The sequence below is a fragment of the Holdemania filiformis genome (assembly GCF_003459085.1).
Taxonomy (GTDB): domain Bacteria; phylum Bacillota_I; class Bacilli_A; order Erysipelotrichales; family Erysipelotrichaceae; genus Holdemania; species Holdemania filiformis.
Window position 1 is genome coordinate 112,099 of the sequence record NZ_QRUP01000009.1, and the last position, 14,253, is coordinate 126,351.

The 14,253-nt window shown below is 49.1% G+C and carries 14 protein-coding genes; 8 read left to right on the forward strand and 6 right to left on the reverse strand.

Features of this window, described 5'->3' with window-relative positions; all coding sequences use genetic code 11:
- Window positions 1-27: 27 nt before the first annotated feature.
- The 3 genes from DWY25_RS08960 to DWY25_RS08970 are packed head-to-tail and all read right to left on the reverse strand — an operon-like array spanning window position 28 to window position 1,939.
- Window positions 28-594: a chromate transporter gene (locus DWY25_RS08960; RefSeq protein WP_117894949.1), complete on the reverse strand. Its 567-nt coding sequence runs from the start codon at window positions 592-594 to the stop codon at window positions 28-30.
- Complete coding sequence (locus DWY25_RS08965; RefSeq protein ID WP_006058746.1) at window positions 591-1,133, reverse strand: chromate transporter; 543 nt, start codon at window positions 1,131-1,133, stop codon at window positions 591-593. Before DWY25_RS08965 ends, DWY25_RS08960 begins: the two co-directional genes overlap by 4 nt.
- Complete coding sequence (locus DWY25_RS08970) at window positions 1,130-1,939, reverse strand: endonuclease/exonuclease/phosphatase family protein (RefSeq protein WP_181981765.1); 810 nt, start codon at window positions 1,937-1,939, stop codon at window positions 1,130-1,132. Before DWY25_RS08970 ends, DWY25_RS08965 begins: the two co-directional genes overlap by 4 nt.
- A 333-nt stretch (window positions 1,940-2,272) precedes the next feature.
- Between DWY25_RS08970 and DWY25_RS08975 the strand changes: the two genes are divergently transcribed.
- Together DWY25_RS08975 and DWY25_RS08980 are read left to right on the forward strand one after the other, a co-directional pair.
- A complete protein-coding gene (locus tag DWY25_RS08975) occupies window positions 2,273-2,755 on the forward strand; it encodes a PTS sugar transporter subunit IIB (RefSeq protein ID WP_006058748.1) in 483 nt (160 codons plus the stop codon).
- A gap of 185 nt (window positions 2,756-2,940) precedes the next feature.
- Complete coding sequence (locus DWY25_RS08980; protein ID WP_117894951.1) at window positions 2,941-3,717, forward strand: HAD-IIB family hydrolase; 777 nt, start codon at window positions 2,941-2,943, stop codon at window positions 3,715-3,717.
- An 80-nt stretch (window positions 3,718-3,797) separates the two neighbouring features.
- Here the strand turns inward: DWY25_RS08980 and DWY25_RS08985 are convergent, their stop codons facing one another.
- Complete coding sequence (locus DWY25_RS08985; protein ID WP_117894952.1) at window positions 3,798-4,277, reverse strand: hypothetical protein; 480 nt, start codon at window positions 4,275-4,277, stop codon at window positions 3,798-3,800.
- 185 nt (window positions 4,278-4,462) lie between these two features.
- Here DWY25_RS08985 and DWY25_RS08990 point away from each other — a divergent pair, with 185 nt between their 5' ends.
- The 5 genes from DWY25_RS08990 (at window position 4,463) to DWY25_RS09010 (ending at window position 10,180) form a co-directional block, all read left to right on the forward strand.
- Complete coding sequence (locus DWY25_RS08990; RefSeq protein WP_147336679.1) at window positions 4,463-4,972, forward strand: hypothetical protein; 510 nt, start codon at window positions 4,463-4,465, stop codon at window positions 4,970-4,972.
- A gap of 36 nt (window positions 4,973-5,008) precedes the next feature.
- Complete coding sequence (locus DWY25_RS08995) at window positions 5,009-5,977, forward strand: hypothetical protein (protein ID WP_117894954.1); 969 nt, start codon at window positions 5,009-5,011, stop codon at window positions 5,975-5,977.
- Between the two features lie 768 nt (window positions 5,978-6,745).
- Window positions 6,746-7,534: a PTS mannose/fructose/sorbose/N-acetylgalactosamine transporter subunit IIC gene (locus DWY25_RS09000; RefSeq protein WP_039864213.1), complete on the forward strand. Its 789-nt coding sequence runs from the start codon at window positions 6,746-6,748 to the stop codon at window positions 7,532-7,534.
- Window positions 7,524-8,363, forward strand: a complete 840-nt coding sequence (locus tag DWY25_RS09005) for a PTS system mannose/fructose/sorbose family transporter subunit IID (RefSeq protein ID WP_006058756.1) — start codon at window positions 7,524-7,526, stop codon at window positions 8,361-8,363. Before DWY25_RS09000 ends, DWY25_RS09005 begins: the two co-directional genes overlap by 11 nt.
- Before the next feature lie 191 nt (window positions 8,364-8,554).
- Entirely contained in the window at window positions 8,555-10,180 is a 1,626-nt protein-coding gene (locus DWY25_RS09010) for a Na/Pi cotransporter family protein (protein ID WP_117894970.1), read from the forward strand.
- Between the two features lie 86 nt (window positions 10,181-10,266).
- On the opposite strand, the gene DWY25_RS09015 is transcribed toward DWY25_RS09010, so the two are convergent.
- The gene (locus DWY25_RS09015; RefSeq protein ID WP_117894955.1) at window positions 10,267-10,671 is read right to left on the reverse strand and encodes a PTS sugar transporter subunit IIA; all 405 of its coding nucleotides are present in this window, start codon (window positions 10,669-10,671) and stop codon (window positions 10,267-10,269) included.
- A 117-nt stretch (window positions 10,672-10,788) separates the two neighbouring features.
- Between DWY25_RS09015 and DWY25_RS09020 the strand changes: the two genes are divergently transcribed.
- Window positions 10,789-11,937 (forward strand): AI-2E family transporter, encoded by a 1,149-nt coding sequence (locus DWY25_RS09020; protein ID WP_006058759.1) that lies wholly within the window; start codon window positions 10,789-10,791, stop codon window positions 11,935-11,937.
- A 150-nt stretch (window positions 11,938-12,087) separates the two neighbouring features.
- Here DWY25_RS09020 and DWY25_RS09025 read toward each other — a convergent pair whose 3' ends face one another.
- Window positions 12,088-14,181, reverse strand: coding sequence for a glutamine synthetase III family protein (locus DWY25_RS09025; protein WP_117894956.1), 2,094 nt, complete (start codon window positions 14,179-14,181; stop codon window positions 12,088-12,090).
- Window positions 14,182-14,253 lie beyond the last annotated feature (72 nt).

Genomic DNA, 14,253 nt, shown 5'->3' on the forward strand with positions numbered 1-14,253 from the left:
AACTCCCCAAAGCGGGGAGCGGGCAAATCAGAACTGAAGCAGGACGCCGACTGCCGCCGACAGGGCGATCCAGACGATCGGATGCTTTTTGATTTTCGTCGTTAAGAATAATAATACAGCGAACAGAATAATATTTTTTAACGGAAACAAATCCATCAGACTGCCGGAGGCCTGGAAGGCGCTCAGATTGATGACGGAAACGTTGACCAGATTCAGCGCGGCGCACAGAATCAGCGCGGCGACCGCGGGTTTCAGCCCCGTGAAGATCGCCTTGACGACCGGACTGTCGCTGAACTGTTTTAAGAAGTGCGCGATCACGATAATAATCGCGATGCTCGGCAGCACCAGCCCCAGCGTCGCAACCAGCGAACCGGGAATGCCGGCAGTGGTAAAGCCGGTATAGGTCGCCATGTTGACGCCCATCGCGCCCGGCGTCGATTCCGAAATCGCGATCATATCGACTAACGTTTCCACTGTAAACCAGGTGTATTTTTCCGCCAGCTGATGTAAAAACGGAATGGTGGCCAAACCGCCGCCGACGGCAAACAGACCGATCTTGAAAAATTCAAGGAATAGCTGAATCAGTAAACTCATGCCTTTTTCCCTCCCAGCTTATATTTTAAGAATCCCAATAAGCCGGCCCCCAGCGTGATGAAGACGACTGAAATGTTGGTGAACAGCGACAGCACGAACGCGAAGATAAACATCGCAACACCGAAGCCGTCCTTGACGCCGTTTTTGATCAGCTTGTAGACGGAAGTCAGCACCAGGACGCAGACGCCGACGCGCAAGCCTGCCAAAGCATGCTGGACAATCGCCAGGCTGGCGAAGTTCTGAATGAATGCCGCGATCACGATGATGATGATCAGCGACGGGAAGACGAAGCCGAAAGTCGAGACCAACGCGCCCAGCACGCCTTTTTGATAATAGCCGATAAACGTGGAAACGTTGACCGCGATGATCCCCGGCGTACACTGTCCCACCGCGTAATAATTGGTGATTTCATCGTAGGTCGCCCATTTTTTCTTCTCGACGATTTCCGATTCCAGAAGCGGAAGCATCGCGTAGCCGCCGCCGAAGGTGAACAGCCCCAGCTTGCTGAAGGTGGCGAATAATTCTAAATAATCCCTCATGATTCTGTAATTCCTTTCTTAACCAGGTGGCAGATGACCGGATAGTGATCGGATGGATACAATCCGTTGAAGCACGTGGTAATGATCCGCGTTGAGCGCACGTCGAAATCCTCACTGACATAAATGTAGTCGATCGGCAGCCGGTCTTCTTTTAGCCGGCCCTTGCCGTAGTGCAGCGTATTGAACGCCGCAGAGGAATCGTAGACCGGTTTGAGGTTCAGCCGGTTTTCCGGTTTTATCAGAAGCTGCAGCGAAGGACTGGACATCGTCGTATTCAGATCGCCCATCAGGATCAACGGACAAGCTTTTTCCTGCTGAAGCCGCTGCATTTCCCGGATGATCGTGCGGATTTCAACGGTCCGGGTATAGGCTAACAGATGATCCAGATGAGTATTGAAGACACGGAAGACCTGTTCGGTTTCCCGATCTTTCAGCTGCGCCATCGTGCAGATCCGCGGAAAGACGCTCGTCCAGGTCCGGCTGCCGGCTTCTTCCGGCTGTTTGGAAAGCCAGAACGTTTTTTCTTCCAATAATTCAAAACGATCTTTCAGAAATAAAATATCGGAATGTTCGTTCATGAACTGCCGCCGGCGGTTGCGGGCCTGGCCGACGAACTGATACTGCGGCAAAAGCGCCTGCAGCTGTTCGCGCATACTGTCGCTTAATTCCTGGACGCCGATGATATCGGGCGAGGTGGAAGCGATCAGATTGCGGACGTATTGCCGGCGCGTGTCCCAGCGCAGATTCTTCCGTGTAAAAAACATATCATTTTTTAAATTGAAGGTCATTACCTTTAAACAGGTCATTTCATCACCGCCGTTTTTCATTATACTCAAGTTTACCGGGATTTACAAAGCAAAAGGGATGAAAGATTGTTTCTGAAAGAGTTTCACAGAAAGTTCACAGGCGCTAACCAAAAAAATTTATAGACAAAGAAAATTTCCCGGCTTGATGTAAGCGCTTAATTACTTCAGAAAAGCCTTCAATCACCTCGGTTGAGCGTGTTTTTCATGGTTTGGCCGAAATAACATTTAGACAAAGCTTTGGGAGTGTCCAAATGGAAATATTGACACGACCCTGGAATTACGCTAAAATGTGAATAGTCAAATTAAACGCTTACAAAGGGAGGAATTACACTTATGGAAATTGTAAATGTTCGTATTGACGAAAGATTGATCCACGGTCAGGTTGCAGCTGTCTGGACGAATACGTTAAACGCTACGCGTATCATGGTTATCGATGATATGGCAGCGAAGGATGAAATTCAGAAAATCGCCCTGAAGATGGCTTGCCCGTCAACGGTTAAGCTGTCGATTCTGCCGGCTGAAAAAGCAGCGGACAGACTGAAGAGCGAAGCTTACCCGACGGATCGGATCTTTGTCGTTCTGAAAGGCCCGAAAACGATTAAGCAGGTTGCGGACGCCGGTTATATGTTCCCGGTTGTCAACGTCGGCAACATGTCCAACAAGCACGGTTCGACGCAGATCAAGCGTTCGGTCAGCGTTACGCCGGAAGATGTCGCTGCGTTCAGAGAGCTGAATGACAGAGGCGTTAAGTTTACAGCGCAGATGGTTCCGACAGAAGAAAAAATCGACTTCATGCCGCTGATCAAAGACCTTTAATCAGGTTAAACTGTAAAGTAAAAGGTTTAAAAACAGCCGCGTTTGGGTGAGTGATCACCATGCGGCTGTTTTTTCTTTTCCAGCGGGGATGAGATTTGCGGACTTTGACAGCCGGATTCAGATCAGTATAATGGTAAGCAGAGAGTGCTGGAGAATGGCTCCGGCGGATAAAGGAGCGGGGACGAATGAAAGTATTGGCCAGCGATTTTGACGGCACGTTGTTTTTCAAGGGGAAGTTCAGAGAAGAGGATCTCAAACAGATCCGGGCGTTTCAGGCACAGGGGCATCAATTCGGGTTGTGCACAGGCCGGCCGCTGGCGGGCGTCACCGGAGCGATCCGGGAGAGCGTGCGCTGCGATTTCATGATACTGAGCAGCGGGGCGCAGATTTTGGATGGAGAAGGAAGAACGCTTTATAAAGCCTGCATCGACCTGGAAACGGCTGCGCAGGTCGGCCGCCGGTTCAGCGGGGAATTGGATTTTTATTATCAGACCGGGGAAGGCACGTATTGTCAACGTCGGACGGATGGTCAAATTCCGGCGTCGGCGTCGATTTTAACCGCGATTCCTTACCGTCCGTTTACCCGGCTGGACGAGCTGCCGGCGGATATTTACGGCTTGTCCTTATATGCTGAGACCGACGCTCATGCCCAGGAGACAGCGGCGCAGATCAACGCGCAGTTCCCGACGCTGGAAGCTTTCCAGAATGAGGAATGGATTGACGTTGCCCGGCGCGGCTGTTCTAAAGGAAAAGGTATTGAATTGCTGAAACAGCAGCTGTCGTTCAAGACGATTGCCGGCATCGGTGATTCGTATAATGATATTCCTTTATTGAGGACGACGTCGCCGAGCTTTACATTTCATTCCTCGCCGGATGCGGTAAAACAGGAAGCGCAGTTTTTGGTCGATTCACTGGCGGAGGCGGTTGCGGTTATGATGCGGATGCCTGAGGAAAAACGCTGATCCAGGATCAGGATCAAGGAAGGCTTGATAAAAACAGGGTGTCAGGAAAAGAAAAATCCGCAGATTCGCGGATTTTTTGTTTACTTCTCTTTTTTCTGCATTTGTTCCTTGATAAAATTCAGCGCCTTCGGCGGAACTAAATGCTTATCGCCGCTGTAAGTGATGACGGCGACAAACGCCATCGGCATTTTTTTCTTTTCAAAGTCCTTAATGCTTTTGTACCGCACGACCTTGCCGCGGTTGATGAACGCGGTGCTGCTGTAATAGAACTTGTACTGGATGTTGGCCATAAAGAATTCCGCCAAAAACAGGAAGAAGATCAGAACGCCCAGCGCAACGGTCGTATAATCCTGAATCGTATAGCCGTAAATGCCGGATATAATGCCCAGGATCGACAAGACGATATAGGTGATTTTCGGTCCTTTGGAAAAATCCATGCACTGATACTTGGAACTGATTCCCCCGGCCGCGGCGATCGCTTCGCGCGCGTCCTTTAATTCTTTCATCCGCGAGGCGAAGATCAACACCGCCACCACGGTGATAAACGCTACAATCCACATGCTTTTCTCACTCCTCAATTCATTGTTTTCTGTTTTTCCTTTCCATTATAACAAAATTCCAGGAAAAAACGAGCGAAAATGCAGAAATGACGCAGGGGATGATGACAGCGCTTTCGGATTCGCGTCGAATTTTGAATGACGAACAGAGGGAATTTTGTTATAATGAAACGCAAGAGGTGAAGAAAATGGAAGAGATGAGAGCGAAGCTGTGCCGGATCGCCGATCTGCCGCAGTCGGGGAAGCCGGTCGTTTCGATAAATATCAAGCCGTATGTGTCGATTATCGTCTGCATTCTGGTCGGTATTCTGATGATTGCCACGCAGTTTGTGTGGATCGTCGGCGCGATTCTGATCGTCGTGGCGCTGCTGGTGTTATGGAAAACGCCGAATTACACCCTGCTGGAAGCTTATCCTGATTATTTTGTGGTGTATACGCGGGGCGATGAGGAATTTTGTCAGATGGTGCGCTGGGATGAGGTTCAGGAATGGGTGTTCCGTCAAGGCAAGGCCGGGATGGACATGATTGTGATCCGTGTCAGCGAGGAAGAATTTGTTTTCATCAATGCGTACAGCAGCACGAAGCTTGTGCATTGCTTCAATAAGTTTGTTCCGGATAAGGAAGCGCACCGGCAGCAGCAGGCGAAGATGAAGAATTCGCCGTTTAAATGGCCGGAGAAGTGGGGCAGAAAGAAATAAACGGATGTTCGCGCAGAGCGTTCGCTGGAGGTTATTATGAATATTGATGATTTGATTATAAAATACGGCCTGACGATCGGCCGCCGCTTTACCCGCAAGGAAAAGAATTTTTTCTGCAACGAGATTGGCAAGGATTTCCAGGCGCTGGGTTATGCTGTCCGCGGGGCGATCGGAAAGAAAAAGAGAACCAAGGGTATGAATCTGATGATCGGCAATGTCGGCAAGGCCAAGACGATCTTCGTCGCGCATTACGACACGCTGAATCACGATTTCGGCAACCCGATCCGCTATTTTCCGCTGGATGGCAACGCCAGCTTTTCGTCTTCGTTTCTGCCGATGAACACGCCGGTGATCCTGAGCATGGTGCTGGGGCTGATTCTGCTTCTGGGATTAGGCCGGAAGATCAACTTTCAGGATAATCTGGCAATGTCAGTGCTGATCCTCGGTATTTTGATCGCGCTGGTTGTTGTGTCGTTTATGATGACGTTCCGGATCGGCAATAAAGTCAACCTGAACCGGAATACCTCAGGCGTCGTTACGGCATATCTGATCGCTCAGCAGCTGCCGGAAAAACTGCGGGATAAAGTGGCGTTTGTACTGACTGACGGCGGCAACGGCACGCATGTGGGCGATTATATGCTGCGCGACGCGCTGCCCAACACGATTAAGGACCGCAACGTGATCATTCTGGACTGCGTCGGCAAGGGACCGCGCTTAGGTATCGGTTATTTTGATGCCAGCAAGGCAAATGCGGAAAAGCTCGAAGCGATCGTTAAGGCAAAAGACGCGGAGGCCAAGCTGCATACCAGCCTGGTCGATGAGGATCACGTGAAGTATACCTCGTTGTCCTTTTATGAAAAGGGGATGATCGTCTGCCGCGGCAAAAATCTGAACGGTTCGCTGATCGTCGAGAATACCGCGACCAATCATGACGATGAGATCGAACGGGAGAAAATTGAAGCGCTGGCGAACGATCTGACGGAGCTGGCCAAACAGATTTCTTAAACAGGAGCAATCCTGTTTTTTTAATATTAGGAAAATGGTTCACAAAAGAAGGGATAAATAAAAACTCTTCAGCTTTGAATTCCGCTAAAGAGTTTTAATCAGTGATGGGATTCATTATTCAGGTACATCCTGAAAAGAAGGAAGATGATGGAGAATAAACTGGAAATGACCGAAGCCTTGACTGAGGGAAATGAAAAGAGTGGAGGAACTCATATGCGTTGAAATGAAAACGGATGAATTGCACGATTAACTCCATGGAAATGATGGGCATTCTCTGAAAGCGGGCAGGGTTCGGAAAAACATATTTCTTGTTTTTATTCCTACCCAGTTCTATGACGAAGCGCTGCGGAATAGACTAAGAGAATGCTTAACTTTCTTTGGAAAACAAATCATTTTATGAAACAACAGGGGAAAATGTGAAAGTTTGCGAATAAAAAAAGCGGGTTAAATCGTTCGTAAAATAAGCAGTCTTAATTGTTAATAAAGCTTGTATACAGGGCGTTTGCGTGATTTTTAACGGTCGTTTAATACGGAAATTGAACCTTCAAATTTTGTGAAAATTTCTTTGAATTATGTGAAAAATATGTGTTGAGGGTTTACAAATCTCTTTTTCTAGTGTATCATTTAATCATCGAGAAAACGGTTACATCCAGTCTGCGATATCGCGTAAGAAGCCACGCGGATCCCAGCCCGGCTGAAATGGTTTTCGAGGATCCGGGCAACCGGAAAAAACCAAAGACACAAAAGGTTAGAAAGGGAGGACTATTTATGTCTGGAGGGTTGAGTATTATCCAAATCCTGCTGATCACAGCATGGGCATTTTGGAGCATCGTCGATAGTTTGTCTTGGAACATCGGTTTCAACAACTGTATTCTTGCATGCTTATTCACCGGCGTTGTTGTAGGCGATATGAAATATGGCCTGATCGTTGGTGGTACGTTACAGATGACTCAGTTAGGCGCTGGCACATACGGAGGTGCTTCGATTCCGAATATCACTTCTTCTGGTATGATCGCTACAGCGTTAGGCGCTGCATCCGGCGCTGACCCGATTGCAATGGCTTCTTCAATCGGTATCGCATTAGCTGCATTATTCACACAGTTGGACATCCTGGCTCGTTTCTCCAACACTGCATTCCAGCACATCGCTGACAAGTATGTTGAAGAAGACAACACTAAGGGTATCGCACTGATGAACACATTAGGCATCATTCCTTGGGGCCTGTCCCGTGGATTGCCGGTTCTGTTACTGCTGGTTGCTGGCCAGGGCGTCGTTGACACTCTGATCAAGATCATTCCGACATTCATCATGAACGGCTTCAAGTTCGCTGGTGGATTGCTGCCAGTCGTTGGTTTCGCAATCTTGATGCGTTACCTGCCAGTTCTGAAGAAGCCGCAGTTCATTATCTTAGGCTTCGTATTAGCCGCTTATATCAATATGCCGATTCTGGGTATCGCCTTAATCGGTACAGCCGCAGCGTTAGTTACTTACCAGAATGCTACTGCTAAGTTAGCTGCTGGCACTGCACAGGGAGGCGACGACGATTATGACGAATAGTAAGAAGTTCACTAAGAAAGAATTAAGAAGTCTGAATCTGCGCTGGATCTGGAACTCTCAGATCGGTTGGAACTATGAACGTATGCAGGGCTTAGGCTACCTGACCACCATGCTGCCGGTTATCGACAAGCTGTATGGCGATCGTCCTGAGCTGAAGCAGAAGGCGTTGAGAACACATTCTGTATTCTTCAACACACAGCCTGCAATGGGTGATATCATTGTTGGTATGAATATCGCTATCGAAGAACAGACAGCTGAAACTGGTTCTGGTCTGGACGTCGCCGCTTCTATTAAGACAGCGTTGATGGGACCATTCGCTGGTATCGGCGATACAATCTTCGGCATGATCGCTGGTGCGGTTTTCGGATCTATCGCTGCAACGATGGCTCTGGAAGGCAACGCATTAGGTATCATGATTTGGGAAGTTTGGATGGTTGTCGTTCTGTTCGCACGTATGAAAATGTTTGACATGGGCTATGAACAAGGCGTTAAGCTGGTTACTTCCCTGTCTGGCACAATGAATGCTCTGACAGAAGCTGCTTCTGTCTTAGGTCTGACGGTTGTCGGCGGCATGATCGCGCTGAACGTTAAGTTCCCTCTGGCTACTCTGAAAATGAGCTTAGGCATTGACCCTGAAACGGGCGAAGAAATGTTTAACGAATTCAACCTGCAGAAATATGCTGACAGCATCATGCCTGCATTGTTCCCTGCATTATTCGCAGCTCTGTGCTACTGGATGCTGGGCAAAAAGTGGATGAACTCCAACAAGCTGATCCTGGTTGTTGTTGTATTCGCTATCGTTCTGGCTTTCTTCGGAGTTCTGGCTTAATATCAAAACTCTCAAAAGTGGTGTCTTCGGACATCACTTTTATTTTTGACCGCTCCAGAAGAATTTAAACAGTTCCAAATAAAATAATGAAGAAGTCCTGTTAACGGAATCTTAACAATTCTGTTGAGCAGGACTTCTTTTTTTCCATTATAATAGGCTTGCTTAGATGAGGAAAGGGTTATTGAACAATGATGGAACTCAGTTTTATTATCGCATTAATGGGCGGTTTAGCGTTATTTCTTTATGGAATGAAGATGATGAGCGATGGATTGGAGCTGTGCGCCGGGGATCGGCTGCAGTCAATCTTAGAACGGTTGACTTCCAACCGGCTGATGGGCGTCATTGTCGGGGCGTTAATCACGGCTTTAATTCAAAGCTCCAGTGCGACGACGGTGATGACCGTTGGTTTTGTCAACGCAGGATTAATGACGCTTCCGCAGGCGGTAGGCGTGATTATGGGGGCGAATATCGGTACAACGATCACCGGTCAGCTGATCGCTTTGGACATCGGAGCGGCTGCCCCGGCTATTGCCTTAGTCGGCGTCGTCATGGTCGTTTTCCTGAAAAAAGAAAAGACCAATGCGATCGGGATGATTGTCGGGGGATTGGGCATCTTATTTATCGGTATGGGAATGATGAGCGACGCCATGGCGCCGCTGCGGAACGATCCGACGTTCCTGTCGTTAATTACCGCGTTCAATAACCCGATCATTGCGGTGCTGACCGGAGCGGTCTTTACCGCGGTTATTCAAAGCTCCAGCGCGTCGATCGGGATTTTACAAACCTTGGCCAATAACGGTTTAATTACGCTGCAGCACTCCGTCTTCATTCTGTTCGGAATGAACATTGGAACGTGCATCACGGCGGTGCTCTCGTCGTTAAGCTCCAGCCGGAACGCGAAGCGGGTTGCCTTAGTTCATCTGTTATTCAATATCGGCGGGGCGTTATTGTTCTCCGTTGCGGTGCTGGCGCTGCCGCTGACCGCATGGATAGCCCAGTTTACGCCGGCTAATCCAGCAGCGCAGATCGCAAACTTTCACACGCTGTTTAACGTTGTTACTACCCTGGTTCTGCTTCCGCTGGGGAATGGATTGGCTGCGCTGTCGATGAAGCTTTTGCCGCAGGAAAAAGAAGCCTCGGTGCCGGCAATTGAAATTACGCGGATTCCGGAACAGCGCTTGGGTAATGTGACGATCTCATTACACGAGATCAGCGAGCTGCTGAACCGGATGTACAACTTAGTGCAGTCCAGTCTGGATGAAGCCTTCCGCGGTCTGACGACGCTGGAGTGGGATAAAGAAAAGATTCTGGAACAGGAAAGCGAGATCGACGCCATGCACCGTAAGATCATCGACGCGATTCCTTATGTCGCGACGGCCCGGATGAACGTTGAGGATTCCCGGCGTTTAAACATTTTGTTTAAAATCAATAACGACTTGGAACGGATGGGGGATCATGTCTTGAATTTATCGGAACATGCTTCCCAGATTCTGAAAGAGAAACAGAAAATTACCCCGGAAGCGCATCAGGAGCTGGCTGATTTGCGGACAATTTTAGATCAGACGGCGGCGCTGCTGCCGGCGATTGAGGAATATCATCAACCGGCGACCCTGCAGCATATCGATCAGCTGGAGGAACAGATGGATCAGTGCTGTGAAAAAAGCCGTCAGGATCAGATCAAAAGGCTGCGCAGCCAACAGATCGACGGTTCGCTGTGCGTTGTATTCAGTGAAGTGCTGACGGATCTGGAACGAATTCACGACCATTATCACAACCTCGCGCAACAGCTCTATCATGAGGAAATGATCGCTTCCTGACGCTCATTTCAGGAGAATGACAGAAAGCTGAAGCATAAGAAAAGGCGGAAAAGTTCCGCCTTCTTTGTTTCCGGATAAAAGATAGATTAGTCTTCGTCCGAGCTCATGCTGGCCATGAACGCTTTGACGTCTACGATGCCTTCGCGTCCCTGGGCGATCAGGCTGTCAACCGCTTCGCCTTCCGACAGGATCGCTGTCAGAACCATCGGGAAGTTCATGCCGGCGATGAAATGGAATTTCGGATTTGTCGCGAATTCAACAAACGTCGTGTTGCATGGGGAACCGCCGAACAGATCCGCAAAGACCAGAACTTCATCATACTTGTCCAGCTCCGGCTTCAGCACGTTCAGCTTTTCCTTGAACTGCTCTGGGCCGTCTGTTGGCAGCAGGCAGCAGGAATACAGATTTGTAACTTCGCCCGCGATCATTTTCAGAGAACCTTTGAAAGCTTCTGCATACTGACCATGGCTAATTAATAAAATACCTCTCATGAATGATTTCCTCCTTAAGTTACAGTTTTATTCTATCATAAACTGCATTAATTTAATAGAATTTTAAATATAGAAAAGGGTTGAGTATGTTAAAATAACAGTAAGGGAGAGCACACCATGAAATTTAAATTCAAAGAACAAACCAAAGAGAATATCCTGAGCCTGACTTGTTCGGGTATTTTACTTTTATGCTTTTATTTTCTGATCACGAATTTTCCGCAGCTTAAGCTGTTCCTGGGCAACATCATCGGGATTCTGCTTCCGTTTATCCTGGGCTTTTCGCTGGCCTTTTTGTTAGCGCCGGTCACGGCCCGGGTCGAAAAGAAGTGGCTGGCGAAGTCAAAAATGAAGCCGTCAGCGAAACGCAAGGTGGGCGTAGCCGCGGCGATTGTCTTCCTGTTCGTCGTTTTAATCAGCTTTATGGCGATTTTAATTCCGCAGCTCTTGGAAAGCGTCATGACGCTGTCAACGCAGCTCAGCGATTATCTGGGGAAAGCCAATACGTTATTAAATGAAATAACCGAAGGCCTGGGCTTTAAGACCGGCTGGCTGGAAATGGTATTCAGTTCCAGTGAGGCGCTGCTGGAATCCATGCTGGGGATGGCGAAAGATTATGTGCCGAAGATCTTGAATTATTCGTGGAGTTTTGTCCGGCAGACGTTCAACTTCTTCATTGCCGTGATCATCGCCGTTTACATCCTGCTCGAAAAAGAACGGTTTACAGAACAGTTTAAAAAACTCGCTTACGCGCTGCTGCCGAAACCTAAGGTGGAAGCGCTGATTCAGCTGAGCCGGCTGACCTCGCGGATGTTTAACAGCTTCATCATTGGCAAAATGATCGATTCGCTGATCATCGGCGTGATCTGCTTCATCGGGATGCTGATCATGCGGCTGCCGTTTGCGGTGCTGATCAGTTTCATCGTCGGGTTGACAAATATGATTCCGGTTTTCGGTCCGTTTATCGGTGCGGTGCCGGGCATCTTTATCCTGTTTATCGTCGATCCGATTTATTCGCTGATCTTTGCGGTTTTCGTTTTACTGCTGCAGCAGTTTGACGGCAACATCCTCGGCCCGATGATCCTGGGCGATCAGCTGGGCTTGCCAAGCTTATGGGTTATGTTCTCGATCATTGTCGGGGGCGGAATGTTCGGCATCCTGGGGATGTTTCTGGGCGTGCCGGTGTTTGCGGTTCTCTATGTCGTCGTCCGCGGATTTGTCAGCGGACGGCTGAAAGAAAAGAATATCCGGTCTGACGATATGTTATAAACGGGCGATCTGCTCGTTTTTTTATGTAAAATGGTATGTTCAAATCACTGGCCGATCGAGCTGTCTTATCGAGGAAAAGGATCGGACTTTTGGTTTTGCATAAAGAGGATGCGGCATAAAGAAAAGGGATCCGGTGCGGATCCCTGGGGATTAGTTGCTGTGAAACAACATCTGTTCATAGGTTGGTAATGTGTATTGCTTTTTATCAAAGATCGTTTCATGCTCGTCAATCGCACTGCGCAGCTGCTGCATCAGCGGAGCCGCCTCATAATAGAAGCGGATGCCGCGCTCATGATAATCAGCGACGCTGTCAATTTCTTTCAGCTTGCCTTCCAGCCGGTCGGCGCTTTTGTCCATCCGATCCATCAGTTCATTTAAGTGCGACAGCTGTTTCTGGAAGTAGGAAGCCGGCTGATCCAGGGCTTGCATCGTCGCGGCCAGCGGCTGGATTTCACGGGCTACTAACGGAAGAATTTCCGTGCGCGTCATGTCGATCAGAACCTTGGCTTCGATTTCCGAAACCTTGACATACTGTTCGTTCATAATTTCGCTGCGGGCGATCAGTTCTTTTTCCGTATAGACGTGATTCCGGGTGAACAGCTCGATCGTTTTCGGCGAGGTCAGGGCGCTGACGGATTCGATAAACGACGGAATATTCGGCAGTCCCCGGCGCTTGGCTTCCGCGACCCATTCTTGAGAATAACCATCGCCGGAGAACAGGATCCGCTCATGATCCTTTAATATCTGCGTGCAGATTTCCAACGCGCGGGCCCGGATATCCTGCTTGTATTTCAAATCGGAGAGCTGCTCGGCGATTTCATTGAGCACGTCCGCGGTGATCGTGTTGAGCACGACGTTGGCAAAGGAAGCTGACAGGGATGAACCAAGCATGCGGAACTCGAATTTATTGCCGGTAAAAGCCAGTGGTGAAGTCCGGTTGCGGTCGGTATTATCCTTGGGAATATAGGAAAGACCGCTGATCGGTGTAAACGGACTGTCCTGTTGATCCTCGACGGTCTGAACGGCGCCTTTTAAGGAGTTTAGAACTTTTTCGATGTAACTGCCCAGGTAGATTGAAATGATTGCCGGCGGGGCTTCATTTGCGCCCAGACGGTGATCGTTGCCAGCGCCGGAGGAGGACATCCGAAGCAGCTCAGCGTGTTGATCGACAGCTTGGATAAACGCGCAGACAAATACCAGGAAACGGATGTTTTCGGCCGGTTTGTCGCCCGGTTCAAATAAATTCTGATGATCGTCGGTAACTAACGACCAATTGTTATGCTTGCCTGAACCGTTAATGCCCGCAAAAGGTTTTTCATGAAGCAGGCAGGCAAAGCCGTGCTTATCCGCAGTCTTGCGCAGCACGTCCATGATCAGCTGGTTCTGATCGACAGCGATGTTGACGCTGTTGAAAATCGGGGCGATTTCAAATTGGCACGGCGCAGCCTCATTGTGTTCGGTTTTGGCGTAAATCCCTAATTTCCACAATTCTTGATTGACTTCTTTCATGAACGCCGCGACGCGGGAAGGAATGCTTCCGAAGTAATGATCTTCCAGCTCCTGTCCTTTAGCCGGCATCGCGCCAAACAGCGTCCGTCCGGTCAGCACCAGATCCTGGCGCTGCTCAAAATAACGCTTATCCACCAGAAAGTATTCTTGTTCCAGACCGACCATCGGAATGACGCGTTTTACATCTTTATCCCCGAAGATGTTGACAATCCGAGTCGCCGCGGCGCTGATCGCTTCAATGGATTTCAGAAGCGGCGCTTTTTTATCGAGCGACTCGCCGTTGTAGGAAACGAAGATGGTCGGAATGCACAGGACGTTGTCGCGAATGAAGGCTGGCGAGGTGCAGTCCCAATAGGTATAGCCGCGGGCTTCAAAAGTTGCGCGCAGGCCGCCGCTGGGAAAGCTGGAGGCGTCAGGTTCGCCCTTGATCAGCGATTTGCCGGAAAAGCGCACTAACGGCTGACCGTTTTCATCCGGTTCGATAAAGGAATCATGCTTTTCCGCGGTGGAACCGGTCATCGGCTGGAACCAATGCGTGAAGTGCGTCGCACCGTTTTCCTGCGCCCAGCGCTTCATCGCATGCGCGATGGCGTCGGCGGTGTTGCGGTCAAGTGAATCCTCTTTGGCGACGGTTTCTTTCCAGCGTTTGTAGATCGGATAGGGAAGCCGCTCCTGCATCAGGGTTTCATCAAACAATAAGCAGCCAAATTCGTCAAACGGATCTGTGATTTTCATAACTCATCCTCCTGAAAACATGGTTTAATTTTATTCCAAATTCGATCGGAGTCAATAAAAATGTTAAAAAAA